The organism is Afipia massiliensis (assembly GCF_014203115.1).
Taxonomy (GTDB): domain Bacteria; phylum Pseudomonadota; class Alphaproteobacteria; order Rhizobiales; family Xanthobacteraceae; genus Afipia; species Afipia massiliensis.
In genome coordinates, this window is the sequence record NZ_JACHIJ010000002.1 from 554400 (window position 1) to 580253 (window position 25854).

Sequence of the window (25854 nt, forward strand, 5' to 3'; positions counted from 1 at the left end):
GTTCAGACCTCGTCCAGCAGACGATCCAGATCGAGTGTGGATCGCTTGCCCACATCCGACCCATGAGCAGTCAGAAAGGTTTCGGCTGAACGTCGTCCCTCGTCGCGCAACATGGTCAGGAAATCCCATTCCGCGTTGAATTTCGATGACGCACCAAGCTTGTCGATGGCTGTGCTGGAGATCAGGTGGATACGCATCCCTGCCCACAACGCCCCTTCCCCGGTGCCGGCATCGACGACTTGCCGCAGCAAGGCGATCATGCGCAGTTCCTTCAGCAGCGTGGCGTTGAAGGAAACCTCGTTCAGCCGATCGAGAATCTCGCGCGCCGAACGTGGTGTACCCTCGCGTTCGACCGGGTTGACCGCGATGAGCAGCGTATCCTGCGATTTGCACTCCCGCACCAATGGGGTGATGGTCGGATTGCCCGAGTAGCCGCCATCCCAATAGGCTTCACCGTCGATCTCGATCGCCTGAAACAACGTCGGCAGACAGGCCGACGCGAGCAGGACGTCAGGAGTCATCTCGGCATTGCGAAAGACACGTCCGCGCCCCGTGCGAACGTTGGTCGCTGTGACGAACAGGCGAATGGACGACTTCGCAACCCGCTCGAAATCAACGCACTCAGCTAGAATTTCCCTGAGCGGATTGGCGCCTCGCGGGTTCAGGTCGTAAGGCGAGAACAGCCGCGCGGCCATATCGAAGGCAACAAAGAATGGCGAGTTGTCGAGCGTCCATCTGCCCAGCAGAATATCCAGGGGGCTGCGCCGAATGGGACTAAACCGGGCGGCGTGCGAGACACGTCGCCAGAACAGTTCGAGGGCCGTACGCGCGCCCTCCGGTCCGCCTGCAGCGTATCCGTCCGCCAGCACCACGGCATTCATCGCACCGGCGGAGGTGCCGGAAATACCATCGATCCGTAGCCACGGCTCCTCAAGGAGCCGGTCGAGCACGCCCCAGGTGAAGGCGCCATGAGAACCGCCGCCCTGAAGCGCGAGGTCGACCAGAAGTGTATCGTGAACGGTATCGACGGAAGCCTTAGAGGGGTCGAGTGGCATCTGTCCTCCTGCACGAAGTACGACGTCCATCGTTCAGCTGGGTCTTGCGCGCTCAAGCTTGCAATGAAACGGCCCCATAGCCTACCTCGAAAAGATGACGATCGCCGGACTGCCCTCTTATAAACCCGCCGCAAAACTGCGGAACGTCGGACTTGCCCGCAGCGCATCGCCGCCCGCGGCAATGACGCTGTCGACCTGTTCGGGCGGAAGCTGGAAGCGCGTCGGGATTCGTTCAAGGTCTGCCGCGCGCGCCTGGTCGAGCTGATCGAAGCCGATCCGCCCGACATAGAATTTCAGATCGCGGCAATTCCAGCCCGGGCCTACTCCGTACTTCGCGCGATCCGCGACCGACAATCCACAACGCCATCTGATCAGCGAGCCCTGCCAGTCCATCATCGTCGCGTTGAACGCGGTGAAACTGCCGGCGACGCTGGCATCGATGGCGGTGTCGGCCGCTGCCTTCACAAGATCAGCGCCGCTCGGGCCTTCAATGGTATTGATCCAGTTGCCGGACAAACCCGTCTTGGCGTCGACCACCAGAATGAGAGCACGCCGCAGCTTCACCGCCTGTCGCGGGCTGAGCGGTCCATACGGCGTATCTGACGACAGCCGTGCGATGGTCATGCCGGCCAAGCCATAGTTGTCGACCAGGCCGCCATCGAGCAGCTTGATGTAAGGCATAGAGCCGTCGTGATAGCGGCTGATCGCCTTGGCAAACGAGTTGAGCATCGGAGGCGCGTTGGAATTGTCCCGTGCGCGCACGATCCACGGCGGCAGCCGATCGTTGCACTTTCCGGGGAACGTCTGGATCACGACCGGCGCAAACGCCACGGGGACCGCCGCCGAAGCCGCAACCGCGTTCGCCAGCGGATACTCGGACAGATTGCTGCACATGGCGCCGAAGGCCACCGAACCGAACACGAATGGCGTCCTGTTATAAATGTCGGAGGCATTGATCCAGACCTGCGGCCGCGTCGTGAGGCCCAGATCGCGAAACGTCGCTCCCTGAAACAGATTGGCGTCGAGCCAGCGCGGAAATCCCGTGGAGTCGTTGATGCCGCCGGCAACAGCGCGGGAGAGAGTAGCCAGAGTGAGATTTGTCTGCAGTCCCTCCTCCGCATTGCGCAACAGGAACCGCTCACGAAAATCGGCAAGAGCAGCCCGCTTCCGCAAACCGTAATAGGCCGCCGTAACCGAACCGCCGGACACACCGGAGATGAATTCGACCCGATCGATCATCGATCCCCGCGCGCCGCGGACCGGAATGCGCTCCATCTCCTGCAGCACGCCAAAGGAAAACGCGGCGGCGCGGGTTCCGCCGCCTGAAAAGGACAGTCCAACGACCGTGTCCTCATGGCTCGTCGTCTCGCCGAAGCCGATATTTCCTCTGTCAGCGAGGTTGTCGGATCCCGGCAGATTGACTGGAGCATTCTGAATCGACGCGCAGCCCAGCAGAACGCCGGACACGAACGCAACACTGGCGAGAGGCCGCACCCAACGCATAATCACCGATCCCACCGGCCGTTATCGACGCCGAAGGTTAAGGAACACATACCGCTGCGTCAGGCCTTCTGCCCGCAAAATGGTGAATGCAAGGCGGGGGTTGCGCGGAATCAGCTCGCAAGCTTCTTCGAAGACTTCTGGTCGAACATCAGCGTGAAGAAGGCTCCCTGCCCCGGCATGCTGGCGACGTCGAACTGGACGTTCTTTGCATTCTCTTTCAGAGTTTGCAGGATCAGCGCACCCAGCTTCCGCGGCGAAGGCCACACAACGCCCTCCCCTATCCCCACACCGTCATCGGAAACGACAACGGTCACGCGTTCGTTTTCAAGTTTGCAGATCACCTTCAGGACACCTGCGCTGCGGCCTGTGAATGCGTATTTCAGCGCGTTGGTCAGCATCTCGTTGACCAGCAGGCCGACCGGCATCGCCACATTGATCGACAGCGGACAGTAACCGGTCTGAACGTCGCACTCGATGTCGGCCGTCGCATTGGCGGCCATCACTGCGCCAGCGACATCGGCCAGATATTGTCCAAGGTCGATATCGTCCCCGGCGTCCTCGGCCGACAGTGTGCGATACAACACAGTCAGCGCATCGATCCTACTCGCAAGCCGCGCCAGCGCGACGGTTTCGCCTTCGGTTGCGGATCGCGCCTCCAGGCGGATCAGCGCAGTGATCAATTGAAGGTTGTTTTTCACGCGGTGCTGCAACTCGCGCATCAGCGTGTCGCGCTCGCGGATCTGGATTTCGTACTGCTCGAGCTGCGCGCGCTCGCGTCCGCCAACATCGACCAGCGCCACGATCCGGAAATTCTCCACGCCGTCGTCGCTTTCGATCACGGAGGCGTAAGCCTGAACAATGACGATCCTGTCGCCGCCCTGAACCGGCCGGAACACGCCGAGAAAGTCTTCACCCGCCGCGATCGCCTGACCCAGGGTCTGTAACGGATCGTCCTCGTTCTGAAAGACGTCGAGCACGGACCACGGCTTGCCCTCGACATCCGCAACCGCCATTCCAGTTACGGTTTCGAAGGCCGCGTTGGCATAAGCGATGTGCTGATTTTTTTCAGAGCCGCGCGATACCGCGACTGCGACGGGAACGCTGTCGAGCAGATGCTTGTAGCTGTCGCCCTCGATGGCCCGGACCAGCGATGGCGAACTCAGAAGCTGATCGACCTGTTCCGGAGGCGTTGTGCCGTCATTGGCGCTCATGGACAAAACATGGCCAGATCAGGAGACGAATGCAATTCAAAAACAGGCTTCTTTAAACTCGGCGTCATGATTTCGCTTTGGCCGGGCTTGCGGTTCCACCGAGATGCCGGTCCTCGTAGGCGATCGACCAGTCGATCAGATTACGCCAGAGCTTTTCGGCGATATCCGGCGGAAAACCCACAGCATCAGCCTCCGCGCGCACGTGAGCGACAACTTCCTCGACCCGTTCCGGAATGGCAGCCGGGAGGCCATCGCGGGTCTTCACGGCGATCACCTGGTCGAGGCACCTGACCCGTTCGGCAAGCAGCGCGACGATGTCGCGATCGATCCGGTCAATTGTATGCCGCAGGCCTGACAGACTTTGCTGCCCGGACGACATCAAACCCACCACTTTTTCGCGGTGAAGTGCCCAGCCGACTGCTCGATCACCTCGCCGAGCGAGAACAGCGTCTCCTCGTCGAACGGACGGCCGATCAATTGCAGGCCAAGCGGCAGCCCCTGCCCGTCCTTACCCGCAGGCACAGCGATGCCGGGCAGTCCGGCCATGTTCACGGTCACCGTGAAAATGTCGTTGAGATACATCTCGATCGGATCGGCCTGGCCCTTTTCGCCGATGCCGAACGCAGCGGACGGCGTCGCGGGCGTCAGGATGGCGTGAATTCCCTTGGCGAACACATCCTCGAAGTCTTTCTTGATCAGCGTGCGGACCTTCTGCGCACGCAGATAATAGGCGTCGTAGTAACCGGCCGAGAGCACGTAGGTGCCGATCATGATGCGGCGGCGAACCTCGGGACCGAAACCCGCAGCGCGGGTGTTCTCATACATCTCCGCAATGTTCTTGCCGTTGACGCGCGCGCCGTAACGCACGCCGTCATAGCGCGCGAGGTTGGATGACGCTTCAGCGGGCGCGACGACGTAGTAAGCCGGCAGCGCGTACTTGGTGTACGGCAGCGAGACCTCGACAAGCTCAGCGCCTGCGGCCTTCAGCCAGTCGGCGCCCTGCGCCCAGAGCTTGGCGATTTCGCCGGACATGCCGTCGAGGCGGTATTCCTTCGGAATACCGATCTTCATGCCCTTTACCGACTTGCCGATGGCTGCCTCATAGTCCGGCACGGGACGATCCACCGACGTTGTATCCTTCGGATCGTGACCGGCCATCGAACGCATCAGGATCGCGGTGTCGCGCACCGTGCGCGCGAACGGTCCGGCCTGATCGAGCGACGAGGCAAACGCCACGATGCCCCAACGCGAGCAGCGGCCGTAAGTCGGCTTGATCCCGACGATGCCGGTGAACGCGGCGGGCTGACGGATCGAACCGCCGGTGTCGGTGCCGGTTGCACCGAGACAAAGATTGGCCGCGACCGCCGACGCCGAGCCGCCCGACGAGCCGCCGGGAACGAGATTGGTGTCTGAACCTTCGCGCCGCCACGGATTGACCACCGGACCGAACGCCGAGGTCTCGTTCGACGATCCCATTGCGAACTCGTCACAGTTGAGCTTGCCGAGCATCACTGCGCCGTCGCGCCAGAGCTGAGAGGTGACGGTGGATTCGTAAGGGGGAATGAAGTTGCCGAGAATCTTCGAGCACGCCGTTGCGCGCACGTCGGTGGTGGCGAACAGGTCCTTCACCCCGAGAGGAATTCCGGCGAGCGGGCCCGCATTACCCTTGGCGATGGTCGCATCTGCTGCACGCGCCTGCGCGCGCGCCTGCTCCGGCGTCTCCAGCACATAGGCATTGAGCACGCGCGCCTTTTCCATCGCGGCCAGATGCGCGTCGGTCAGTTCAAGCGCAGTGAAGGATTTCTGCGTCAGCCCCTCGCGGGCATCGGCGAGCGTCAGTGAAGTCAGATCAGTCATTCATTCTTCAATCGGGTCGCAGTGAAAGGGAGATTTGTTCTTTTTGGCTTTGGATGCCTCGGCTTCGAGCATGTCGATTACCGCGTCGATGGCCTTGTCGGGATCGACATTCTTTCCCTGCCGCTCCATCTCGTCGAGATAAGTCATGTAGGCCGCGTAAGCCTTCTCGTCGCTGCACAACAGGCACATGGCATCCGCCTCGGGTTATTCGACGACTTTGGGCACCAGGAAGAAGTGATCTTCGGTCGCGGGCGCGTTGGCGAGAACCTTGGCGGGAATCTCACCGTCGCTGACCACGTCCGCGCGCTTCTTCATTTCCATCGGCGTCACGGAAGTCATCGGCTCGACGCCGTCGATATCCACCTCAGTCAACTGCTCGACGAAGGCCAGCATCGCGTTCAGTTCGCCCTGCAGATGCGAGACTTCGTCTTCCTTGACGGCGATGCGCGCAAGGTGCGCGATCCGGCGGACGGTGGCGGCATCGACTGACATATTCTAACGACTCCGGACGGCTCTATTCAGCCGCCCTCATAGAACATTCGGCGGGGATCGCCAACGCCAAATAAGTCGCGAAAGCGAGGCGACCAATAAATTAGTGAAATAATGTCAATAGCTTGGAGAATTTCCCGACGCGAATACCGGAACACATCACGTCACCCGCGAACGCCCCTCCCGCATCACGTCGAACGGAGAATGGTTCTCCTCGGCGAACAACGTGATCGCACACTGAATGTGTTCGACGCCAGGCCCGGTCGTGGTGAAAGGCAACAGCAGGCGCTCGTAGTGCACCGTCTCGCCGTCCGAATTCCGCACCGGTGTCGATGTGAACGCCGGAATGCGCCGATCCACCACCATCCGGTATGCCTTAAGGCCGCGCTCGCGCACCGCAGGCGCCATCACCTCGTCGAGGAACAGGCCGGTGCAATCGCGGTTGTGCATCTTGCTGAAGTCCGCGCCCTGAAACCGGATCAGGTAGGACGGCTCGCCGTCGCGCCAGACCACATCGAGCAGCATCAGCTTGTCGCGGACACGCTCAAGGTCGTAGCCTTGCACCGCTGCCACGTCAGGCAGTTCGGCAGCGCCTTTCAAGCGCTCCCACAACTTCAGCATTCCTATTTGCTGGACGCAGCGAATTTGGCTGCGGCCTTCGAAATCTGGCGAACTTTGATGATTCAATGGAAGTCCCAGCGGAATACGAAACCTAGATAGCAAGTTGCAACCGCCCGGAGCGAATGCAGACATCATCCCGCTGAACAACAATTCAGAATCATTTTTGTTCCTTCAACCGCTCAAGGCATTCGAAAGTTTCTGCCGCCAGCGCGCGCGTGAGCTCGGCCGCACCGATCTGACGCCCAAGCGCCACCGACTGGCCAGCCCAGAGATTGGTGAAATCCACCCGTCCCAGTTTCTCCGCAGCGCCCTTCAACGGCGCCAACGCCGTCGCCGCGTGCGGGAACGCCGGCGCATCCGGAGATACCGGACCGACCTCGCGCATCAGGCGATTGGCGACACCGCGAGCCGGGCGGCCCGTCATGACGTTGGTGATGACGGTGGCATCGTCCGCCGCGGCTGCCAATGCCGCCTGCCCCAAAGCGCTGACCTTGGATTCCGGCGTCCGCAGATAGGCCGTACCAATCTGCACCCCCGCCGCACCCAACGCGAACGCCGCAGCGATCCCTCGCCCGTCCGCGATTCCGCCAGCCGCAATGACCGGCACCTTCACCGCGTCCACCACCTGCGGCACCAGCGACATCGTGCCCGGCTGCGAAGCGATGTTCTGGGTCAGGAACATCCCGCGATGACCGCCAGCCTCGGCGCCCTGCGCGATGACGGCATCGGCGCCGTTCTGCTCGAGCCAGACCGCTTCCTTCACAGTGGTCGCGCTGCCAACGACGACACAGCCAGCCGCTTTTACCCGCGCCAGCATGTCCTTTCCGGGCAGCCCGAAATGGAAGCTGACGATCTCGGGCTTTGTCTCCTCGACCAGGGCGCACATCGCCTCGTCAAACGGCGCGCGGTTGGCGCCCGGCACCTCGGCATCCGGATCAAGCCCCAATTCCTTGTAGTAGGAGGCAAGCCGCTTGCGCCAGTTGGCCTCGCGCGCCGCGTCGGCCGCCACCGCCATATGGCAGAAGAAGTTCATGTTGAGCGGCGCGGTGACGCGCTGGCGGATGATGCCGACCTGCTCGCGGGCCTTTTCGCCCGAAATCGTCGCGCACGGTAGCGATCCGAGCGCGCCCGCCTCGCTGGCGGCAATGACAAGGTCGGCGTCCATCGCCGACGCCATCGGCGCCTGAACGATGGGAATTTCGATCTTGAAGAGATCCAGCAGTCTGCGATTCGGCCACATCGTTCGTCTCCGTCGTCAATTGCGCATCATCGAGCCGATATCTGGCAAATCCATGGGCCGCTGCCAATTCAACCTTCGCGATCCGCCAGCCTGCATGTTCGAGCGCCGCAACGCGATCACGGCCATATCGCGCCGGCCCATCGCCATCGCCCTATCGGCTTTGCAAGGTTTGTATCGCGCGTGTTAAGCGAAGGCCATGCCTGCACCCATTCTGCCGCTGATCGAAGCCGCCGCGCTCTGGCCTGCACGAGGCGCCCTGATCGGGCTCGATCTCGGCACCAAGACCATTGGCGTTGCCGTGTCCGACCCCGACCGCAAGCTCGCGACCGGCATCGAGACGATCCAGCGCAAGGCCTTTACCGCCGACGCCGCGCGGCTGCTGGCCTTGGCCGGCGAACGCCAGGTCGTGGGCTTTATTCTCGGCCTGCCGATCAACATGGACGCCAGCGAAGGCCCGCGCGCGCAATCGACGCGCGCGTTCGCGCGGAACTTCGCCAGACTGACCGAACTTGCCATCGGCCTGTGGGACGAACGCCTGTCCACTGTCGCGGTCGAGCGCGAACTGATCGGGATGGACATGAGCCGCGCCAAGCGCGCCAAGGTGATCGACGAACACGCGGCGATCTTCATCCTGCAGGGTGCGCTGGATCGGCTCGCAACGTTGCGCAAAGCAACGGGAGAAGACTGACCGATGCTGACAATCATTGCGGCAATCGTGCCGATCTTCTTGCTGATCGTGATGGGCTTCGTTCTGCGCCGCGTTCTTCTGAAGGAAGAATCCCATTGGGCCGGCACCGAGCAACTCGTCTACTACGTGCTGTTCCCTGCACTTCTGTTTCGGACACTCAGCCGCGCCAAGCTTTCAGAGGTTCCGCTGTTCGGTGTCGGCGGCGCCCTGCTGATTGCCGTGCTGTTGATGGCGACGCTTTGTCTCGCATTGCGGCCGGTTCTGATGAGGCGGCTTGGCGTGAGCGGCCCTTCATTTACCTCGATCTTCCAGTGCTCCTGCCGGTGGCAAACCTATGTCGCGCTGGCCGTCGCCGGAAATCTGTTTGGCGACATCGGACTCACCCTCGCCTCTGTCGCGATGGTGGCGATGATTCCGATTTTGAACATCATGGCGGTCTGGGTGCTGGCGCACTACGCCGCGCCGACGCGACTGTCATGGGGGCGCATTCTTCTCACCATTGCGCAGAATCCCTTCATCTGGGCTTGCGCGCTAGGACTGGCCGCCAACCTCATTGGCCTGGTTCTTCCGACATGGATCGATGAATTCATCGATGCGCTCGGCCGCTCCTCGCTCGCGCTCGGACTGCTTGTTGTCGGCGCGGGGCTTCAACTGAGGGGCGTCCTGCGCCCCGGCGCGCCCGCGATCCTATCGTGTGTTCTGAAACTGATGGTGATGCCCGCCATGGCCATATCGCTCGGTCTTTTGTTCGGGCTTTCGGGCGCGAACCTCGCGATTGTCGCCTGCTGCGCCTCTGTGCCGACCGCGTCGAGCGCCTATGTACTGGCACGGCAGATGGGAGGCGACGCACCGCTGGTTGCCGAGATCCTGACGTTGCAGACGGCGCTCGCCATCGTCACCATGCCCATCGCCATCGCGCTGGTGACCTGACTTTCAGGAATTGTTCGCCAGCCAGATGGTCTGCACCGTTGCAGCCAGATTGTTGAGGCCGTGCAGGACCACCACCAGCCACGTCGAGCCGCTCAGATAGCGCAAATAGCCGAGCAGCAATCCGATGGAAAACACCTGCGCCAGAAAGAACCAGCTGTACTGCATGTGCATCAGGGTCCAGACCACTGACGACAGCAGGATCGCTCCGCCGATCCCCAAAAAAGATTCCGACCAGCCGCGATAGAGAAATCCGCGCGCGAAGAACTCTTCCGTGATCGGCGCGGCCACGCAGAACGCGAATACCAGCAGCCATAGCGCGCCGTCCGCCCGCGCCGTTTTCAGCACGTCCGTCATGAAACCCGGCGAGGATTCACGTCCCGCGACGCGGCTGATGATCTCCCACACCACCATCAGCAGAACCAAGCTTGCCACACCGACTGCGAGCATGCGCCATGATGTCCAGCGCAGAGCCAGATAGTCGGCAAACGGCGTCCGCGACAGCCTCGTCGCGATCCACAACATGATGAGAATGGCCGGCAATCCCATGATGACCGAGAGCGAAATGATGCGCCCGTTGGTGAGTAGTGCGGTCATCGAACTGGTATCGAGCGGCTCGCCACTGCTGATCAGAAACCATCCAACCACCGCGACCTGCCCGGCGAACATCGCGCCGAACAGCGCGATGCCCCAAAGACTGGTGCCGATGAATTTCCAGACCCGCGGCTCGCGGCTTTTGCCCGGCGGCGAGACAGGCGCAAGGCCGGCAGGGCTTTCAGCGGCAGTCATGGTCCGATCTCCAGCTTATTGGTCGCCTCAGAGCTGATTTTGAGGTGCAGTCATTAATGATCCATTCCGTCATTGCGAGCGAAGCGAAGTGATCTCGCAGCGACGAACTGGTCACGCCGGCAAGGCACGGTCCAGCAGACCGCCAATGTCATCATTGGCAAGGTCGACCGCGCCGTAGAGAGCGCCGTGATCGGCATCGAGCCGCGTCGCCGCGAATAGTTCGGCGTGCTTCGGCGAGACTTCATTGAGCGCGGCGGCGGCTGCGACCAGCGCGAGCTTCTCCACCGCGAGCCGCGCGACGCGCTCTGCGTCGGGCTGGCGAAACGACTTCGCGATGAAGCCGACCGCCTCGACCACACCCGGCAATCCCTTGGTCTGTTCGACAAGGCCGCGCAGCACATCGGCCGCGGCATCGGCTTCGCGCGACAAGGCGCGCAGCACATCAAGGCACATCACGTTGCCGGAGCCCTCCCAGATCGCATTGACCGGCGACTCCCGGTAATGCCGCGCCAGGATGCCTTCCTCGACGTAACCGTTGCCGCCGAGGCACTCCATCGCCTCGTAGAGAAATCCCGGCGCGCTCTTGCAGGTCCAGTATTTCACCACCGGCGTCAGCAGCCGCATATACGCCGCCTCCGCCTTGTCCGTGGGCGCGCGGTCGAACGATCGGCACAGGCGCATCACCAGCGCCGTGGATGCTTCCACATGCAGCGCCATGTCGGCGAGCACGCTGCGCATGAGCGGCTGATCAGCTAGATGTTTCTGGAACACGCTGCGGTGGCGTGCGTGGTGGAGCGCATGCGCCAGCCCCGAACGCATCAGACCCGCCGATGCCAGCGAACAATCCTGCCGGGTCAGCGAAACCATCTGGATAATCGTCGGCACGCCTCGCCCCTCTTCGCCGAGCCGCAGCGCGTGGGCGTTCTCGAACACCACTTCCGACGACGCGTTAGAGCGGTTACCGAGTTTGTCCTTCAGGCGCTGAAATTGAATCCCGTTGACCGAGCCGTCCGGCGCGAAGCGCGGCATGAAGAAACAGGTCAGTCCGCCTTCCGCCTGCGCGAGAACGAGGAACGCGTCGCACATCGGTGCCGACATGAACCACTTGTGCCCGGTGATACGGTATGCGTCGCCGTCACGCACCGCGCGCGTGATGTTGGCGCGCACATCGGTGCCCCCCTGCTTCTCGGTCATGCCCATGCCCATAGTCATGCCGCGCTTGGTCCACCACGGTGCAAAGGCCGGATCGTAGGAGCGCGTGCCAAGTACCGGCATCACCTTCGCGCGCAATGCAGGATCGACCGACAGCGCACCGACTGCGGCGCGCGTCATGGTGATCGGACACAGGTGCCCGGTCTCGACCTGCGCCGCGATGAAGAATTTCGCGCCGCGCACAACTTCGGATGCGCCGCCTGCCGCTTCGCCGTTTTCATTCCATGTGGAATTGTGGATTCCGGCGTGGGCGCTGTTCGCCATCAACTCATGATAGGCTGGATGGAATTCAACCTCGTCGCGGCGGAAGCCACGCGCATCGAAGGTCTTCAGCTTCGGTGTGTTTTCGTTGGCGACGCGGCCGCGCTGCGCCATCGCTGCCGAGCCCCAATGCCTGCCGAAATCGGCAAGCTCCGCTGTTGCGGCCTCTCCGCCATTGACCGTCACGGCCTCCGCGAGCGGGCGGTCGAGGGAGAACAGATCGACATCCTCAAACGGAGGCGACTGGTTGAAAACCTCGGTCGTTGCGGACAGGGATGATTGCGCCATGAGTCGTTCCCGAAAATTGAGAACGACAGGCTATACCGGAACGCGGCGTGTTTCACGTCACTTCGATTACGGAATGTTGCGCGGAGTCGGTTCTTTGCCGCCGCCAGGAGGTTCCTTGGCCTGCGGCAGGTCATCGTAGCCCTGGCGGCTTGAGTAGAACGTCAGCGCCATCAAACCGAACCCGATGAGAAGCGAGAAGAAAACTCCCAGTCCCAACGCGATATAGCCGTGGATCGACATCTGCACGTCGGCGTGTGCGGTCCAACCCTGCCATGCCCACCAGACCGTCGCCGCAAGGATCGCGAAGAGAATCGCCGTGACTGTAATACCGCCTCTGCTCATGACGAGGCCTTTCCAAGTCAGGCGCGCTGGGTCGCGCGCCTCTTCGGCAAAGCTATGATTGAGCCGCCAAAATTCAACCCCACGCGCGCCGCAATTATCGCTTCGCCACCGGGAAATCGAACGCTGCATTGCCCGGCCCCGGCAGCGAAAAGTGCCACCATTCCAACCGGAAATTCACGAACCCATGCTTCGCCATCGCGCTCACCAGCGTCTCGCGCCATGTGCGCTGCTGCGGTGTGATCGTCTTCGAGCCGGTATGCGCCTTTTCGTCCGAGCAATCGTAGCCGGTGCCCATATCGACGCTCGCGTCCGGCGCGCGAAGGTTTTGCGATCCGGTGCAATCGGCATAGGCAGCTGTCGGATCGAACGGCACGACCTTCGGCACGGGCAATTGCACCAGCGTGAGATCCACCGCCTTGCCGGTCGAATGGCCGGAATGCCTCGCGATATAGCCGCGCCGGAACAGATCCTCCTTGCGCATCTTCGGATTGTAACGGCGCTGCGCCGCCGTCTCATGGCCATCCTGCGCCCAGGCATACATATCATCGACCGCGCGCTGCGGGCGATAGCAGTCATACATCTTCAGCGAGAGTCCGCGCGGCACGAGGTCCTGCTGCACCCGCTTCAGCGCGGCGCCGACGCTGCGGGTGACGATGCACTCGCCGGCCTCGTAGCCGTCCAGCACACGCCCGACGAAATTGTTCGCCGTGGCGTAACGCATGTCCTGAAGGATGGTCGGATCGATATCGCGCAGATAGACGAAACCGGCGGGCAGCGGCTGGGCGGCAAGCGCAATACCGGCGATTGCAGCGAGCATGCCACCTGCTGCCAACATTGCTGCGAAGGCGTGTTTCATCGTTCCACATTCGGGGTTTTCGTCATGGCCGGGGACTTGTTCCGGCCATCCACGTCTTGGCTACATCCTAAAGACGTGGATGCCCGGCATAAAGCCGGGCATGACAATGGAGGGATCGCGACACCCTCGATTCTTCCCAAAAATGAAGCATTTACCCTGCCCGGACATGAGCGGGGGAAAACTCCGCAACCGCCGAATCCACCTTGCTCACCCGGGCAAGTCTGCCTATAGCTCTTGCTTTAATGACAACTGCATCGAAATCGAGTTTTGTCCTCGGACACCGGCATTTGCTGGGTATCGAGGGCCTTTCCGCGGCCGACATCAGCGGCCTTCTGGACCTGTCCGAAGAGTTCGTCGAACTGAACCGGCAGGTGGACAAGAAGCGCACCAATCTGCGCGGCCGCACCCAGGTCAATCTGTTCTTCGAAGCCTCGACGCGCACGCAATCCTCGTTCGAGATTGCGGGCAAGCGGCTCGGCGCGGACGTCATGAACATGTCGGTGTCGTCCTCCTCGATCCGCAAGGGCGAGACGCTGATGGACACGGCCGTGACGCTCAACGCCATGCACCCGGACATTCTGGTGGTGCGCCATCATGCGTCCGGCGCGGTGGAACTGCTCGCCCAGAAAGTCGACGGCTCGGTCATCAATGCCGGCGACGGCGCGCATGAACATCCAACGCAAGCGCTGCTCGACGCGCTCACCATCCGCCGCAACAAGGGCCACATCGAGGGCCTGCTAGTGGCGATCTGCGGCGACGTGCTGCATTCGCGCGTCGCCCGCTCCAACATCATCCTGCTGAACGCGATGGGCGCGCGCGTGCGCGTGGTTGCGCCCTCGACCCTGCTGCCGCCCGGCATCGAGCGCATGGGCGTCGAGGTTGCGCGCGACATGCGCGAGGGACTCGAAGGCGCGGACATCGTCATGATGCTGCGGCTGCAACGCGAGCGCATGAACGGCTCGTTCGTGCCGTCAAGTTCGGAATACTTTCACTACTACGGCCTCGACCAGAAGAAGCTCGGTTATGCCAAGCCCGAAGCGCTGGTGATGCATCCCGGGCCGATGAACAGAGGCGTCGAGATCGACTCCATCGTGGCGGACGGCGCGCAGTCGCTGATCCGCGAACAGGTCGAAATGGGTGTGGCGGTGCGCATGGCGGTGCTTGAAGCGCTCGCCCGCAACCTGCCCAACGCGTGAAGCACATGCGCACAGATCGCCGCCCCATCCTGCTTGCCAACGCCCGCCTGATCGATCCCTCGCGCGATCTCGACGGCCCCGGCGATGTGCTGATTGCCGACGGCACCATCCGCGACGCGCGGCGGGGCATTGGTGCTGCCGGCGTGCCCGAAGGCACAGACATTGTTAATTGCGCCGGCAAGGTCGTGGCCCCCGGCCTCGTGGATATGCGGGCCTTCGTCGGTGAGCCGGGTGCAGGCCATCGCGAGACCTTTGCGTCCGCAAGTCTCGCAGCGGCTGCGGGCGGCATCACCACCATTGTCTGCCAGCCCGACACCAAGCCGGTGATCGACAATTCCGCGACGGTGGATTTCATCCTGCGCCGCGCCCGCGACACCGCCATCGTCAACATCCATCCCATGGCCGCGCTGACCAAGGGCATGAAGGGCGAGGAAATGACCGAGATCGGCCTGCTCAAGGCGGCAGGCGCGGTCGCTTTCACCGACGGCGACAAGAGCGTGATGAATGCGCTGGTGATGCGTCGTGCATTGACCTACGCCCGCGATTTCGATGCGCTGATCGTGCATCACACCGAAGATCCGAACCTTGTCGGTGAAGGCGTGATGAACGAGGGCGAATTCGCCTCGCGGCTGGGCCTGTTCGGAATTCCGAACGCGTCGGAAGCCGTGGTGCTGGAACGCGATATGCGCCTCGTGGCGCTGACCGGCGGGCGTTACCACGCGGCTTCGCTGACCTGCACGGACTCCCTCGACGTTCTCAAGCGCGCCAAGGACGCCGGTCTCGGCGTCAGCGCCTCAGCCTCGATCAACCACATCACGCTGAACGAAAACGACATCGGCCCCTATCGCACCTTCCTGAAGCTGTCGCCGCCGCTGCGCACCGAACAGGATCGCGCCGCGCTGGTGGCAGGCCTCGCCTCCGGCCTGATCGACGTCATCATGTCGGATCACAATCCGCAGGACGTCGAGGTGAAGCGTCTGCCGTTCGCGGAAGCAGCTCACGGCGCCATTGGTCTCGAGACCATGCTGTCGGCAGGCTTGCGCTTGGTTCATTCCGGTGAAGTCGACCTCAAGACGCTGATCCGCGCCATGTCCACCCGCCCTGCCGAACTGCTGGGCCTACCCGGCGGTTCGCTGCGCCCGGGTTCGCCCGCCGATGTGATCGTGATCGATCTCGATACGCCATGGGTGCTGGATCCTGCGGACCTGAAATCGCAGTGCAAGAATACGCCGTTCGACGAAGCGCGCTTCAGCGGCCGCGTCGCACGCACCATTGTCGACGGCCGCACCGTTTATGAGCATGTGTGAACGCGGCCTGCGCGTCCGCTCGTGTTTTTGATAAGCGCGCCCAGCAAAAGTGGACACCGGTTTTGCGTTCGGGCGCGCGTCTTGAAGAAGAGAAGTGAGGCAACATGATCGGCACTCTCCTGCTGGCGCTGGCCTTCGGCTATCTGTGCGGCTCGATCCCCTTCGGGCTGATCCTCACCAAGCTCGCCGGAACGCAAGACCTGCGCTCGATCGGCTCAGGCAACATCGGCGCAACCAATGTGCTGCGCACCGGCAACAAGGGCCTCGCAGCCGCGACGCTGATCGGCGACATGCTCAAGGGTACGGTCGCCGTGATCGCCGCCGGATATTTCGGCGGGCCTGACGCCGCGATTGCCGCCGGCGTCGGCGCCTTCGTCGGGCATCTTTTTCCGGTGTGGCTCAAGTTCAAGGGCGGCAAAGGCGTCGCCACCTACATCGGCATCCTGCTTGGCCTGTTCTGGCCTGCCGCACTGGCGTTCTGCGCGATCTGGATCGCGGTGGCGCTGATCTTCCGCTACTCGTCGCTGGCGGCCCTCGTCGCCAGTGTCGTGGTGCCGGTCATGCTGCTCTGGTCGCAACATACGGCGCTCGCTGCCGTGTTCGCGGGATTGACCGCTGTGCTGTGGATCATGCACCGCGCCAACATCACGCGGCTGATGAACGGGACCGAGGGCAAGATCGGGAAGAAATCCTGATTGTTGAGTCAGACTTTATAGTTCGTGCTTCTCACACAAGCTGAGCAAGGTGCAATTGTCTCTCGTATCGTTGGCACGCGGCAATTTCCTTTCTGGATAAGAATGCTGGGTTAACCTGCCTTCAGCTTCCTCGCCTTGCGCAAATCCGCATTGATGCGCGTCTGCCAGCCATCGCCGGTCTTGCGGTAGGCTTCCAGAACATCGGCATCGAGCCGCAGCTTGATCGCCTCTTTCGGCTTGTCGAGTTTCGGCCGTCCGCGCTGACGCATGATGATGGCCACAGCGTCGGCGAGTTTCGTGCCCGGCGGAAACTTCGTCGCCCGAGCGAAATCTTCCTTCGTCCATTCCGGATTGTCGTCGTCGAATATCACCGACTTATCTTTCTTGCGGGGCATGTTTCCTCGCATAGTGGAAAACCCGACGTTCAATTTATTGTTGTACCCCCAAATAATCAAGCACTCGGGCGCGATTACAAATCATCGCTCAATCGTCATGGCCGGGCTCGTCCCGGCCATCCACGTCTTTACCCTTGATAGATGAGAAGATGTGGATGCCCGCGACAAGCGCGGGCATGACGAACGTCGGTTGTCTCGTTCCCAAACTTGCATCACACTCCCCGTCCACGGGGGCCGCGTGGACATCAAGACTCCAGCCACGACCAGACTGACCGACGCACAGCGCATCGACTGGCTGCGGCTGATCCGTTCCGACAATGTCGGGCCGCGCACCTTCCGCTCCCTCGTCAATCATTTCGGCAGTGCACGCGCGGCACTCGACCGCCTGACCGGTCTGGCGCAACGCGGCGGCGCGTCCAGGGTTGGCCGCATCTGCACGCAGCTGGAGGCGGAGCGCGAGATCGACAACAGCCGGCGGATCGGCGTCGCCCTGCTCGCGCCGGGTGAATACGGCTATCCGCCGCGCCTCGCGCTGATCGACGACTCTCCGCCGCTGCTCGGTGTGCGCGGCGTCCTCAACGTCCAGACCCAGCCCATGATCGGCATCGTCGGCTCGCGCAACGCGTCCGGCGCGGGACTCAAGTTCGCGCAAACCATCGCGCGCGACCTCGGCAGCGCGGGATTTGCCATCGCCTCGGGACTAGCGCGCGGCATCGATCAGGCCGCGCATCGCGTGACGCTCGAGACCGGCACCGTCGCCGTGCTCGCAGGCGGTCATGACAAGATCTATCCGGCTGAACATGAAGATCTGCTGGCGGCGATCATCTCGTCCGGAAGCGGCGCAATTTCCGAGATGCCGCTCGGCCACGGCCCGCGTGCGCGGGATTTTCCCCGGCGCAATCGTCTGATCTCCGGCGTCGCGCTCGGCGTCGTGATTGTCGAGGCCGCGCATCGTTCAGGTTCTCTGATCACCGCTCGCTTCGCCAACGAACAGGGCCGCGAGGTGTTCGCCGTGCCCGGCTCGCCGCTCGATCCGCGCGCCGCCGGCACCAACGACCTCATCAAGCAGGGCGCGACACTGGTGACGGAAGCCGACGACGTCATCAACGCGGTTCAGCCGATCATGGGGCGTCCGGTCGAATTGCCGATGAGCGAATCCGATCAGCACCCGGCGATGGACGATGAGCCTGCGGCCAACGACCGCGCGCGCATCGTCAGCCTGCTCGGTCCATCGCCTATCGGCATCGACGATCTGATCCGCATGACGGATGTTTCGGCCGCTGTGGTGCGCACCGTCTTGCTGGAGCTTGAACTCGCGGGACGGCTGGAACGTCACGGCGGTGGGATGGTGTCGCTGCTGTAATCAGGCGGACTGCGATGTGATCGCGATCCCGAGAAAGATCAATCCGAGCAGTGCGAACAGCGCCCGGGCGGCGTGGGAATACTCCCATCGGTCGCGCAGCTTCGTCCAATCGGCAGATTTGGCCGGATCCGGTTTTTTCTTCTGATTAAAGAAAGCGGTACCGGCCTCCGCCAATTCCTGGTCCCGTAGCCAGATCTTGTTGACCGGTTGCGTCACCAGCCAGAAAACGAGATGCATCACGATCATTGAAGCCAGCGCGGCGAGCAGCCAGCCGAACGCCGGGCTTTCCCACCGGGTTGAAACGACAAGGGCAGTCAAGAAGAGGATCGCGACTGGCTCGCTGATGCCGCCGATCGTGAAACCCGGATAGTAGATCGTTTGCGTGGTGAAATAGTCGTCCCGATTCAAACGCAACTTTCCCGGCCATTCGCCGACATGGGCCAGCGAGAACGAAAGCGTGGATGCGACGAGAACCAGCGTGAAGACTTGAAGGAACTGGAACATGCGTTGTCCCGCCGTTCGATCCGCCCCCGGCTTTGGGCTTCACGGCGATAACGCATGTGAGAACGCGCAGGTTCCTGCGAGAGGCTATTCCGGATGGCCTTGCGTGCTGAAGGCCATCCGGAATCGCGCGGAACATTACCCGCGATAAATCGGTGCCCCGGCGGGAGACGATGTCGATCCGCCATCGACGAAAATTTCCTGACCCTGCACATGCGCAGCATCATCGGATGCGAGGAACAGTACGGTCTTGGCGATGTGATCGGCTTCGCCCATCCGGCCGAGCGGTGTCGAACGTGAGATACGCGCCTCAAGCGCCTGCTCCGCCTGCGGTGTCGCAATGCCCGGTCCCCATATCGGCGTGCGCGTGCCGCCCGGTGCAACGACATTGACGCGGATGCCCCGCGGCGAAAGTTCGGACGCCATCACGCGCGCCATCGCACGCACGCCGGCCTTGGTCGCCGCATAAGCCGAGTAGCCCGGATTGCCGAGCACCGAAATCACCGACCCGTTGAGAATGATCGACGCATTGTCGTTGAGATGCGGCTCGGCAGCCTGCACCGTGAAGAACACGGCCGTGAGGTTTGTCTTGATGACATTCTCGAACGCCGCGAGCGTCGTGCCGCCCACCGGCGTGTTGCCCGCGATGCCCGCATTGGCAAACACGATGTCGAGCTTGCCGAATTTTTTCACCGCCTGCGCCACTGCATCTTCGAGCTGCGCGACATCGGTGGCGTCGGCTTTGATGCCGAAACCGTTCGGCCCCAGTTCCGCCACTGCGGAATCGAGTCTGGCCTGATCCCGCCCCGTGATCGCCACGCGCGCCCCTTCAGCCGCGAACAACTTCGCGGTGGCGAGGCCGATGCCGCTGTTGCCGCCCGTAATGAATGCCGTTTTGCCCTTAAGCCTCATGGAACGCTCCTGTTTTGATTGGCTTGGTTTCTGGTTTCATAATAAAACTATTCTTGCTGGATAATGCTTCTAGTTCTATAATGCAACCACAATGTCGTGACCGGAGGGTCAAGCGGTGAAACGAAAGAGTCTTCAGGGCGATCTGTGCCCCATCGCGCGGACGCTGGACGCCATCGGCGACTGGTGGTCGCTGCTGATCATCCGCGATGCGCTGATCGGCGCGCGGCGCTTCAGCCAGTTTCAGAAAAATCTTGGTGTTGCGAAGAATATCCTGACAGTGCGGCTGCGCTCTTTGGTGGCGCAAGGGATCCTCGAGGTGCAGCCGGCTTCGGACGGCAGCGCCTATCAAGATTATGTGCCGACGGAGAAAGCCCGCGCGCTGTTTCCGGTGCTGGTCGCCTTGCGGCAGTGGGGTGAAGAATATGCCTTTAAACCGGGCGAAACTTGCAGTTCGCTGGTCGATCGAAAGAACGGATTACCGCTCGGCAAATTGCAGATCCGAGCCCAGGACGGCCGCTTGCTGGATCAGACCGACACCAAGGTCGTGGCTCCGGCGCCAGCCTAGAATTCGCCGGACGTCAGTCGCCGCCTGACGAACTCATCCGCTTCGAGTTGCGCCATATCGAGCAGGTGCGCCAGCATGTCGAGACGATGGCGGCGCGAGAGCTGCGCCAGTTCCGCAATAGCCTCCGAAATGACGCCTGCCGCCTCGGCTGGACCGCCGTCCTTGGCACTTGAATCGGTCAGCAACACATCGGCGCGACTATCGCGAGCGGCCATCCGGCATCCCTTCAAAAACCAAGGGAATCTAGTCTTTTTAAGCGTATTTTATGACCATACACGCATAAAGTGCACAACTACAAGTACTCATATTATGCAATCTACGCGCGAATCTGGACCTAGAAACCGGCCCCCTCACCAGATCCCTATTTGACAGCGGACCCCCTTTTACCCATGTATCGGGCAAGCCAGCCTGATGGAATCTTGCGATTCCGGCCCGCGTATCCCCTATAAGTTATTGGAATCAAATGAATCTCGTCATTGTCGAGTCGCCTGCGAAGGCCAAGACGATCAACAAGTATTTGGGCTCCGGCTACGAGGTTTTGGCCTCGTATGGCCATGTCCGCGACCTTCCGGCCAAGAATGGATCGGTCGATCCGGAGGCCGATTTCCAGATGATCTGGGAAAATGACCCCAAGGCGGCCGGCCGTCTCAACGATATCGCCAAGGCGCTCAAGAGCGCGGACAAGCTGATCCTCGCAACCGACCCTGATCGAGAAGGCGAAGCGATCTCCTGGCACGTCCTGGAGATCATGAAGCAGAAGCGTGCGCTCAAGGACCAGAAGATCGAGCGCGTGGTCTTCAACGCCATCACCAAACAGGCCGTCACCGAGGCCATGAAGAATCCGCGCGAGATCGACGGTGCGCTGGTCGACGCCTATCTGGCGCGCCGCGCGCTCGACTATCTGGTCGGGTTTACCCTCTCTCCTGTTCTTTGGCGCAAACTGCCCGGCGCGCGTTCAGCCGGCCGCGTGCAGTCCGTCGCCTTGCGGCTGGTCTGCGACCGCGAACTCGAAATCGAGAAATTTGTCCCGCGCGAATACTGGTCGCTGCTCACCACGCTGGCGACACCCCGTGGCGAATCCTTCGAGGCACGCCTCGTCGGCGCCGACGGCAGGAAACTGCAGCGCCTCGATATCGGCACCGGTGCGGAAGCCGAGGATTTCAAGAAAGCGATCGAAGCCGCGAACTTCACCGTCTCCGCGGTGGAAGCCAAGCCGGCGCGCCGCAATCCGCAGTCGCCGTTCACCACATCGACGCTACAGCAGGAAGCCAGCCGCAAGCTCGGCTTTGCGCCAGCGCACACCATGCGCATCGCCCAGCGTCTTTATGAAGGCATCGACATCGGCGGCGAAACCACCGGTCTCATTACTTATATGCGTACCGACGGCGTTCAGATCGATCCGTCCGCCATCACGCAGGTCCGCAAGGTGATCGGCGAGGACTACGGCAAGGCTTACGTGCCGGATTCCCCGCGCCAGTACACCTCGAAGGCGAAGAATGCGCAGGAAGCGCACGAAGCCATCCGCCCGACGGATCTTTCGCGCCGTCCTTCTTCGCTCAAGGCCAGGCTCGATAACGATCAGGCGCGGCTCTACGAATTGATCTGGATGCGCACGGTCGCGAGCCAGATGGAATCCGCCGAAATGGAGCGCACCACCGTCGACATCACGGCGAAGGCGGGTGTGCGCGTGCTCGAATTGCGCGCCACCGGTCAGGTCGTCAAGTTCGACGGCTTCCTCGCGGTGTATCAGGAAGGCCGCGACGACGACGGCGATGACGAAGATAGCAAGCGCCTCCCCGTCATCAACCAGGGCGAAGCGCTCAAGCGCGAAAGCCTCAACGTCAGTCAGCATTTCACCGAACCGCCGCCGCGTTTCTCGGAAGCCTCGCTCGTGAAACGCATGGAAGAACTTGGCATCGGCCGCCCTTCCACCTATGCGTCGATCATTCAGGTGCTGAAAGATCGCGGCTATGTGAAGCTCGAGAAGAAGCGCCTGCACGGCGAGGACAAGGGCCGCGTCGTGGTGGCCTTCCTCGAGAATTATTTTGCGCGCTATGTGGAATTCGATTTCACCGCCGACCTCGAGGAAAAGCTCGACAAGATTTCAAACAATGAAATCTCGTGGAAGAAGGTTCTGGCGGATTTCTGGAAGGACTTCATCGGCGCCGTCAACGACATCAAGGACGTCCGCGTCACCGAAGTGCTCGACGTGCTCGACGCGATGCTCGGCGAACATATCTACGAGCCGCGCGCCGATGGCGGCGATCCCCGCCAGTGCCCGAGTTGCGGCAACGGCAAACTCAATCTGAAGGCCGGCAAGTTCGGCGCTTTCGTCGGCTGCTCGAACTATCCCGAGTGCCGCTACACACGGCCCCTCGCCGCATCGAGCGGATCGAGCGATCGTCCGCTGGGCAAGGACCCGGTCTCGGGTCTTGAAGTTGCGGTCAAGGCCGGACGTTTTGGTCCATACATTCAGCTCGGCGAGCCTAAGGACTACGGCGAGGACGAGAAGCCGAAGCGTGCGGGCATTCCGAAGAACATGTCGCCTGCCGACGTTGAACTCGAACTTGCGCTCAAGCTTCTGTCGCTGCCGCGCGATATCGGGCCGCATCCGGAAGACGGCGAAGTGATCACAGCCGGCATCGGCCGGTTCGGTCCGTTCGTCCGCCACGGCAAGACTTACGCAAGTCTGGAAGCGGGTGACGATGTCTACCACGTCGGCCTCAACCGGGCTGTGACGCTGATCGCGGAGAAGATCGCCAAGGGTCCGAGCCGCCGTTTCGGTGCGGACCCCGGCAAGCCGCTCGGCGAGTATCCCGCACGCGGCGGCACCATCATGGTCAAGAGCGGCCGTTATGGTGCTTACGTGACCATCGACGGCATCAACGCCACGATCCCGAGCGACAAGACGCCAGAAACCATCACACTGCCGGAAGCCATCGCCCTGATCGAGGAGCGCGCGGCCAAGGGCGGCGGCAAGCCGAAGCGTGCGGCCAAGAAGACCGCGAAGAAGAAGCCCGCCAAGGCCGCGGCCAGCGCGAATGGTGCGGCTGAATCCGAAAAGCCTCCGAAGAAGCCCGCCGCCAAGAAGAAAGCGGCCGCGAAAAAAGCTGCGCCAAAGAAAGCCGCAGCCGAGCCGGTTTTGCTGAAGGATGCTAAAGCCAAGGCGGACGTTGCGAAGGTTGCGGCTGCCAAGGTCGCGAAGGTCGCGGAAAAGAAGAGCGCCGGTAAAGCACGCGGATAATGAAAAAGAAAACCGACGCGACAACTGCCTTTCCCGACAGAGAGAGCATTGTCGCGTTCGTCAAGACGCACCCCGGTGAAGCCGGCATACGCGAACTGGCGCGACATTTCGGATTGAAGAACGAATCCCGCGCGGCGCTGCGACGCATTCTGCGTGAACTCGCCGACGAAGGACTGATCGCCAAGCAGGGCAAGAAGGTCCACGAGGTCAAGGCTCTCCCCCCGACCATCGTTGCGGACATCACAAGCCGCGACAGCGACGGCGAACTGATCGCCACGCCTGCCGAATGGCTTGAAGAAACCGACGGCCCTGCCCCGGTCATTCGCATCCATGTCCCGCGCAAGGCCGCACCCGGCACCGCCGCGGGCGTCGGCGACCGCGCGCTGCTGCGTATCGAGAAGCCCGACAACAAACACGAGAAGACCTACCGCGGCCGGGTCATCAAGCTGCTCGATAAAGCCAGAAACCGCGTGCTCGGAATTTTCCGCACGCTGCCGAATGGCGACGGGCGCCTGATTCCGATCGACAAGAAGCAGGTCGGCCGGGAACTCGCGATCACTGCCGCCGATGCAAACGGCGCGCAGGACGGCGATCTGGTCAGCGTCGAACTGATGCGCTCGCGCGGCTATGGATTGCCGTCCGGCCGGGTGAAGGAACGCCTCGGCTCGCTGAAGACCGAGAAGGCTGTGAGCCTGATCGCGATCCACGCCCACGAAATCCCGCAGGAATTTCCTGCCGACGTCATCCGAGAATCCGAGGCTGCGAAACCCGCGACGCTTGCCGGACGCGAGGACTGGCGCGACGTTCCGCTGGTTACCATCGATCCGCCGGACGCGAAGGACCACGACGACGCGGTCCATGCCGAACTGGACAACGATCCGAGCAACAAGGGCGGCTATATCGTCAACGTCGCCATTGCCGATGTCGCGTTCTACGTGCGGCCGCAATCGCCGCTCGACAGCGAGGCACTCAAGCGCGGCAACTCGGTGTATTTCCCCGACCGCGTCGTGCCGATGCTGCCCGAGCGCATCTCGAACGATCTGTGTTCGCTGAAGCCCAGCGAGCCGCGCGGCGCGCTGGCGGTGCGCATGGTGATCGACAAGGATGGCCGCAAGCGCTCGCACACCTTCCACCGGGTGCTGATGCGCTCGGCGGCGAAGCTGAACTACGCGCAGGCGCAGGCCGCCATCGACGGGCGGCCCGACGACACCACCGGCCCCCTGCTCGATTCGATCCTGAAGCCGCTCTACGACGCCTATGCGCTGGTGAAACGCGCGCGCGATGAGCGCGATCCGCTCGACCTCGACCTTCCGGAACGCAAGATCCTGCTGAAGGCCGACGGCACGGTGGACCGCGTGGTGACGCCGGAACGGCGCGACGCGCACCGGCTGATCGAAGAATTCATGATTCTCGCCAACGTCGCGGCGGCGGAAACGCTCGAGAAGAAAGCGCTGCCGCTGATCTATCGCGTACACGATGAGCCGACGGTGGAGAAGGTTCATAACCTTCAGGAATTTCTCAAGACCCTCGACATCTCCTTTGCGAAGACCGGCGCATTGCGCCCGACGCTGTTCAACCGCGTCCTGGCCCATGTCAAAGGCCATGACTCCGAGCCGCTGGTGAACGAGGTCGTGCTGCGCTCGCAGGCGCAGGCGGAATATTCCGCCGACAATTACGGCCATTTCGGCCTCAACCTGCGGCGCTATGCTCATTTCACCTCGCCGATCCGGCGATACGCCGATCTTGTCGTGCATCGCGCACTGATCCGCGCACTCGGGCTCGGCGAAGGCGCGCTGCCCGACACCGAGACGTTTGAAACACTGAGCGAGGTGGCTGCGGCAATTTCGCTCACCGAACGCCGCGCCATGAAAGCGGAACGCGAGACCGCCGACCGGCTGATCGCGCATTTCCTTGCAGATCGCATCGGCGCGACGTTCGAAGGGCGCATTTCCGGCGTCACCCGTGCGGGTTTGTTCGTAAAACTGAGCGATACGGGCGCGGACGGCCTCATTCCCGTGCGCACACTGGGAAGCGAGTATTACAACTACGACGAGACCCGCCACGCCCTGATCGGATCTCGCAGCGGTGCCATGCATCGATTGGGTGACGTCGTGCAGGTTCGTCTGGTAGAAGCTGCCCCGGTGGCTGGCGCGCTGCGGTTCGAATTGCTGTCCGAAGGACGGACCGCTCCGCGCGGTGGCCGCATGCGCGATAACCGAGCCGGGAAGCCGCACACAGGCGGCAAGACCCGGCCAGGCCGCGGCAAGAAGGACGTAAAGAAATCGCGCAAGCCTTCCCGCAAGGCGCGCAAATCGAAGAAGAAGGGCTAGCGCCCTT

Annotated in this window: 26 protein-coding genes; 9 read left to right on the plus strand and 17 right to left on the minus strand. The window is 62.3% G+C overall.

The window, feature by feature from the left end; all coding sequences use genetic code 11:
* Positions 1-2 precede the first annotated feature (2 nt).
* From HNQ36_RS07470 to HNQ36_RS07510, 9 genes are all read right to left on the minus strand, one after another.
* Positions 3-1055, minus strand: a complete 1053-nt coding sequence (locus HNQ36_RS07470; protein ID WP_184083519.1) for a patatin-like phospholipase family protein — start codon at positions 1053-1055, stop codon at positions 3-5.
* A gap of 117 nt (positions 1056-1172) precedes the next feature.
* A complete protein-coding gene (locus HNQ36_RS07475; protein ID WP_184083521.1) occupies positions 1173-2558 on the minus strand; it encodes a patatin-like phospholipase family protein in 1386 nt (461 codons plus the stop codon).
* A gap of 110 nt (positions 2559-2668) precedes the next feature.
* Positions 2669-3769: a sensor histidine kinase gene (locus HNQ36_RS07480; RefSeq protein ID WP_184083523.1), complete on the minus strand. Its 1101-nt coding sequence runs from the start codon at positions 3767-3769 to the stop codon at positions 2669-2671.
* Positions 3770-3833: 64 nt separating this feature from the next.
* Positions 3834-4148: a chorismate mutase gene (locus tag HNQ36_RS07485; protein ID WP_184083525.1), complete on the minus strand. Its 315-nt coding sequence runs from the start codon at positions 4146-4148 to the stop codon at positions 3834-3836.
* The gene (gatA, locus tag HNQ36_RS07490; RefSeq protein ID WP_184083527.1) at positions 4148-5626 is read right to left on the minus strand and encodes an Asp-tRNA(Asn)/Glu-tRNA(Gln) amidotransferase subunit GatA; all 1479 of its coding nucleotides are present in this window, start codon (positions 5624-5626) and stop codon (positions 4148-4150) included. The genes HNQ36_RS07485 and gatA overlap by 1 nt, the downstream gene beginning before the upstream one ends.
* Positions 5627-5815 carry a hypothetical protein gene (locus tag HNQ36_RS07495; protein WP_019196767.1) on the minus strand — a complete coding sequence of 63 codons (189 nt, stop codon included), beginning with the start codon at positions 5813-5815 and terminating at the stop codon, positions 5627-5629.
* A gap of 15 nt (positions 5816-5830) precedes the next feature.
* On the minus strand, positions 5831-6118 hold the full coding sequence (gatC, locus tag HNQ36_RS07500; protein ID WP_046826708.1) for an Asp-tRNA(Asn)/Glu-tRNA(Gln) amidotransferase subunit GatC: 288 nt from the start codon (positions 6116-6118) through the stop codon (positions 5831-5833).
* A 156-nt stretch (positions 6119-6274) separates the two neighbouring features.
* On the minus strand, positions 6275-6736 hold the full coding sequence (locus tag HNQ36_RS07505) for a PAS domain-containing protein (protein WP_184083530.1): 462 nt from the start codon (positions 6734-6736) through the stop codon (positions 6275-6277).
* A gap of 157 nt (positions 6737-6893) precedes the next feature.
* Positions 6894-7976 (minus strand): NAD(P)H-dependent flavin oxidoreductase, encoded by a 1083-nt coding sequence (locus tag HNQ36_RS07510; RefSeq protein WP_184083532.1) that lies wholly within the window; start codon positions 7974-7976, stop codon positions 6894-6896.
* Between the two features lie 196 nt (positions 7977-8172).
* Here HNQ36_RS07510 and ruvX point away from each other — a divergent pair, with 196 nt between their 5' ends.
* On the plus strand, positions 8173-8664 hold the full coding sequence (gene ruvX / locus HNQ36_RS07515; RefSeq protein ID WP_184083534.1) for a Holliday junction resolvase RuvX: 492 nt from the start codon (positions 8173-8175) through the stop codon (positions 8662-8664).
* Between the two features lie 3 nt (positions 8665-8667).
* A complete protein-coding gene (locus HNQ36_RS07520) occupies positions 8668-9594 on the plus strand; it encodes an AEC family transporter (RefSeq protein ID WP_184083536.1) in 927 nt (308 codons plus the stop codon).
* Between the two features lie 3 nt (positions 9595-9597).
* Here HNQ36_RS07520 and HNQ36_RS07525 read toward each other — a convergent pair whose 3' ends face one another.
* The 4 genes from HNQ36_RS07525 to HNQ36_RS07540 all read right to left on the minus strand — a co-directional run bounded on the left by HNQ36_RS07525 (position 9598) and on the right by HNQ36_RS07540 (position 13318).
* Positions 9598-10380 carry a CPBP family intramembrane glutamic endopeptidase gene (locus HNQ36_RS07525; RefSeq protein WP_184083538.1) on the minus strand — a complete coding sequence of 261 codons (783 nt, stop codon included), beginning with the start codon at positions 10378-10380 and terminating at the stop codon, positions 9598-9600.
* Between the two features lie 111 nt (positions 10381-10491).
* A complete protein-coding gene (locus HNQ36_RS07530; protein ID WP_184083540.1) occupies positions 10492-12141 on the minus strand; it encodes an acyl-CoA dehydrogenase family protein in 1650 nt (549 codons plus the stop codon).
* A gap of 66 nt (positions 12142-12207) precedes the next feature.
* A complete protein-coding gene (locus HNQ36_RS07535) occupies positions 12208-12483 on the minus strand; it encodes a hypothetical protein (protein WP_184083542.1) in 276 nt (91 codons plus the stop codon).
* Between the two features lie 94 nt (positions 12484-12577).
* Entirely contained in the window at positions 12578-13318 is a 741-nt protein-coding gene (locus tag HNQ36_RS07540) for a M15 family metallopeptidase (RefSeq protein WP_246395306.1), read from the minus strand.
* Between the two features lie 263 nt (positions 13319-13581).
* Here HNQ36_RS07540 and HNQ36_RS07545 point away from each other — a divergent pair, with 263 nt between their 5' ends.
* The 3 genes from HNQ36_RS07545 to plsY all read left to right on the plus strand — a co-directional run bounded on the left by HNQ36_RS07545 (position 13582) and on the right by plsY (position 16537).
* Entirely contained in the window at positions 13582-14535 is a 954-nt protein-coding gene (locus HNQ36_RS07545; protein ID WP_046826716.1) for an aspartate carbamoyltransferase catalytic subunit, read from the plus strand.
* Positions 14536-14540: 5 nt separating this feature from the next.
* On the plus strand, positions 14541-15842 hold the full coding sequence (locus HNQ36_RS07550) for a dihydroorotase (protein ID WP_184083546.1): 1302 nt from the start codon (positions 14541-14543) through the stop codon (positions 15840-15842).
* 104 nt (positions 15843-15946) lie between these two features.
* On the plus strand, positions 15947-16537 hold the full coding sequence (plsY, locus tag HNQ36_RS07555) for a glycerol-3-phosphate 1-O-acyltransferase PlsY (protein WP_184083548.1): 591 nt from the start codon (positions 15947-15949) through the stop codon (positions 16535-16537).
* Positions 16538-16647: 110 nt separating this feature from the next.
* Here plsY and HNQ36_RS07560 read toward each other — a convergent pair whose 3' ends face one another.
* Positions 16648-16932, minus strand: coding sequence for a BrnA antitoxin family protein (locus HNQ36_RS07560; protein WP_184083550.1), 285 nt, complete (start codon positions 16930-16932; stop codon positions 16648-16650).
* Between the two features lie 238 nt (positions 16933-17170).
* On the opposite strand from HNQ36_RS07560, the gene dprA reads away from it, so the two are divergent.
* The gene (gene dprA / locus HNQ36_RS07565; protein ID WP_184083552.1) at positions 17171-18295 is read left to right on the plus strand and encodes a DNA-processing protein DprA; all 1125 of its coding nucleotides are present in this window, start codon (positions 17171-17173) and stop codon (positions 18293-18295) included.
* On the opposite strand, the gene HNQ36_RS07570 is transcribed toward dprA, so the two are convergent.
* Together HNQ36_RS07570 and HNQ36_RS07575 are read right to left on the minus strand one after the other, a co-directional pair.
* The gene (locus HNQ36_RS07570; RefSeq protein ID WP_184083554.1) at positions 18296-18799 is read right to left on the minus strand and encodes an anthrone oxygenase family protein; all 504 of its coding nucleotides are present in this window, start codon (positions 18797-18799) and stop codon (positions 18296-18298) included.
* Between the two features lie 135 nt (positions 18800-18934).
* The gene (locus HNQ36_RS07575; RefSeq protein WP_184083556.1) at positions 18935-19708 is read right to left on the minus strand and encodes an SDR family NAD(P)-dependent oxidoreductase; all 774 of its coding nucleotides are present in this window, start codon (positions 19706-19708) and stop codon (positions 18935-18937) included.
* A gap of 115 nt (positions 19709-19823) precedes the next feature.
* Between HNQ36_RS07575 and HNQ36_RS07580 the strand changes: the two genes are divergently transcribed.
* On the plus strand, positions 19824-20273 hold the full coding sequence (locus HNQ36_RS07580) for a winged helix-turn-helix transcriptional regulator (RefSeq protein WP_184083558.1): 450 nt from the start codon (positions 19824-19826) through the stop codon (positions 20271-20273).
* On the opposite strand, the gene HNQ36_RS07585 is transcribed toward HNQ36_RS07580, so the two are convergent.
* Positions 20270-20488: a hypothetical protein gene (locus HNQ36_RS07585; RefSeq protein WP_184083560.1), complete on the minus strand. Its 219-nt coding sequence runs from the start codon at positions 20486-20488 to the stop codon at positions 20270-20272. The two genes, HNQ36_RS07580 and HNQ36_RS07585, sit on opposite strands and share 4 nt — an antisense overlap.
* A 248-nt stretch (positions 20489-20736) precedes the next feature.
* Here HNQ36_RS07585 and topA point away from each other — a divergent pair, with 248 nt between their 5' ends.
* Both topA and rnr read left to right on the plus strand, forming a co-directional pair.
* Positions 20737-23517: a type I DNA topoisomerase gene (topA, locus tag HNQ36_RS07590; protein WP_184083562.1), complete on the plus strand. Its 2781-nt coding sequence runs from the start codon at positions 20737-20739 to the stop codon at positions 23515-23517.
* Complete coding sequence (rnr, locus tag HNQ36_RS07595) at positions 23517-25847, plus strand: ribonuclease R (RefSeq protein ID WP_184083564.1); 2331 nt, start codon at positions 23517-23519, stop codon at positions 25845-25847. Before topA ends, rnr begins: the two co-directional genes overlap by 1 nt.
* The last annotated feature ends 7 nt before the right edge of the window (positions 25848-25854 follow it).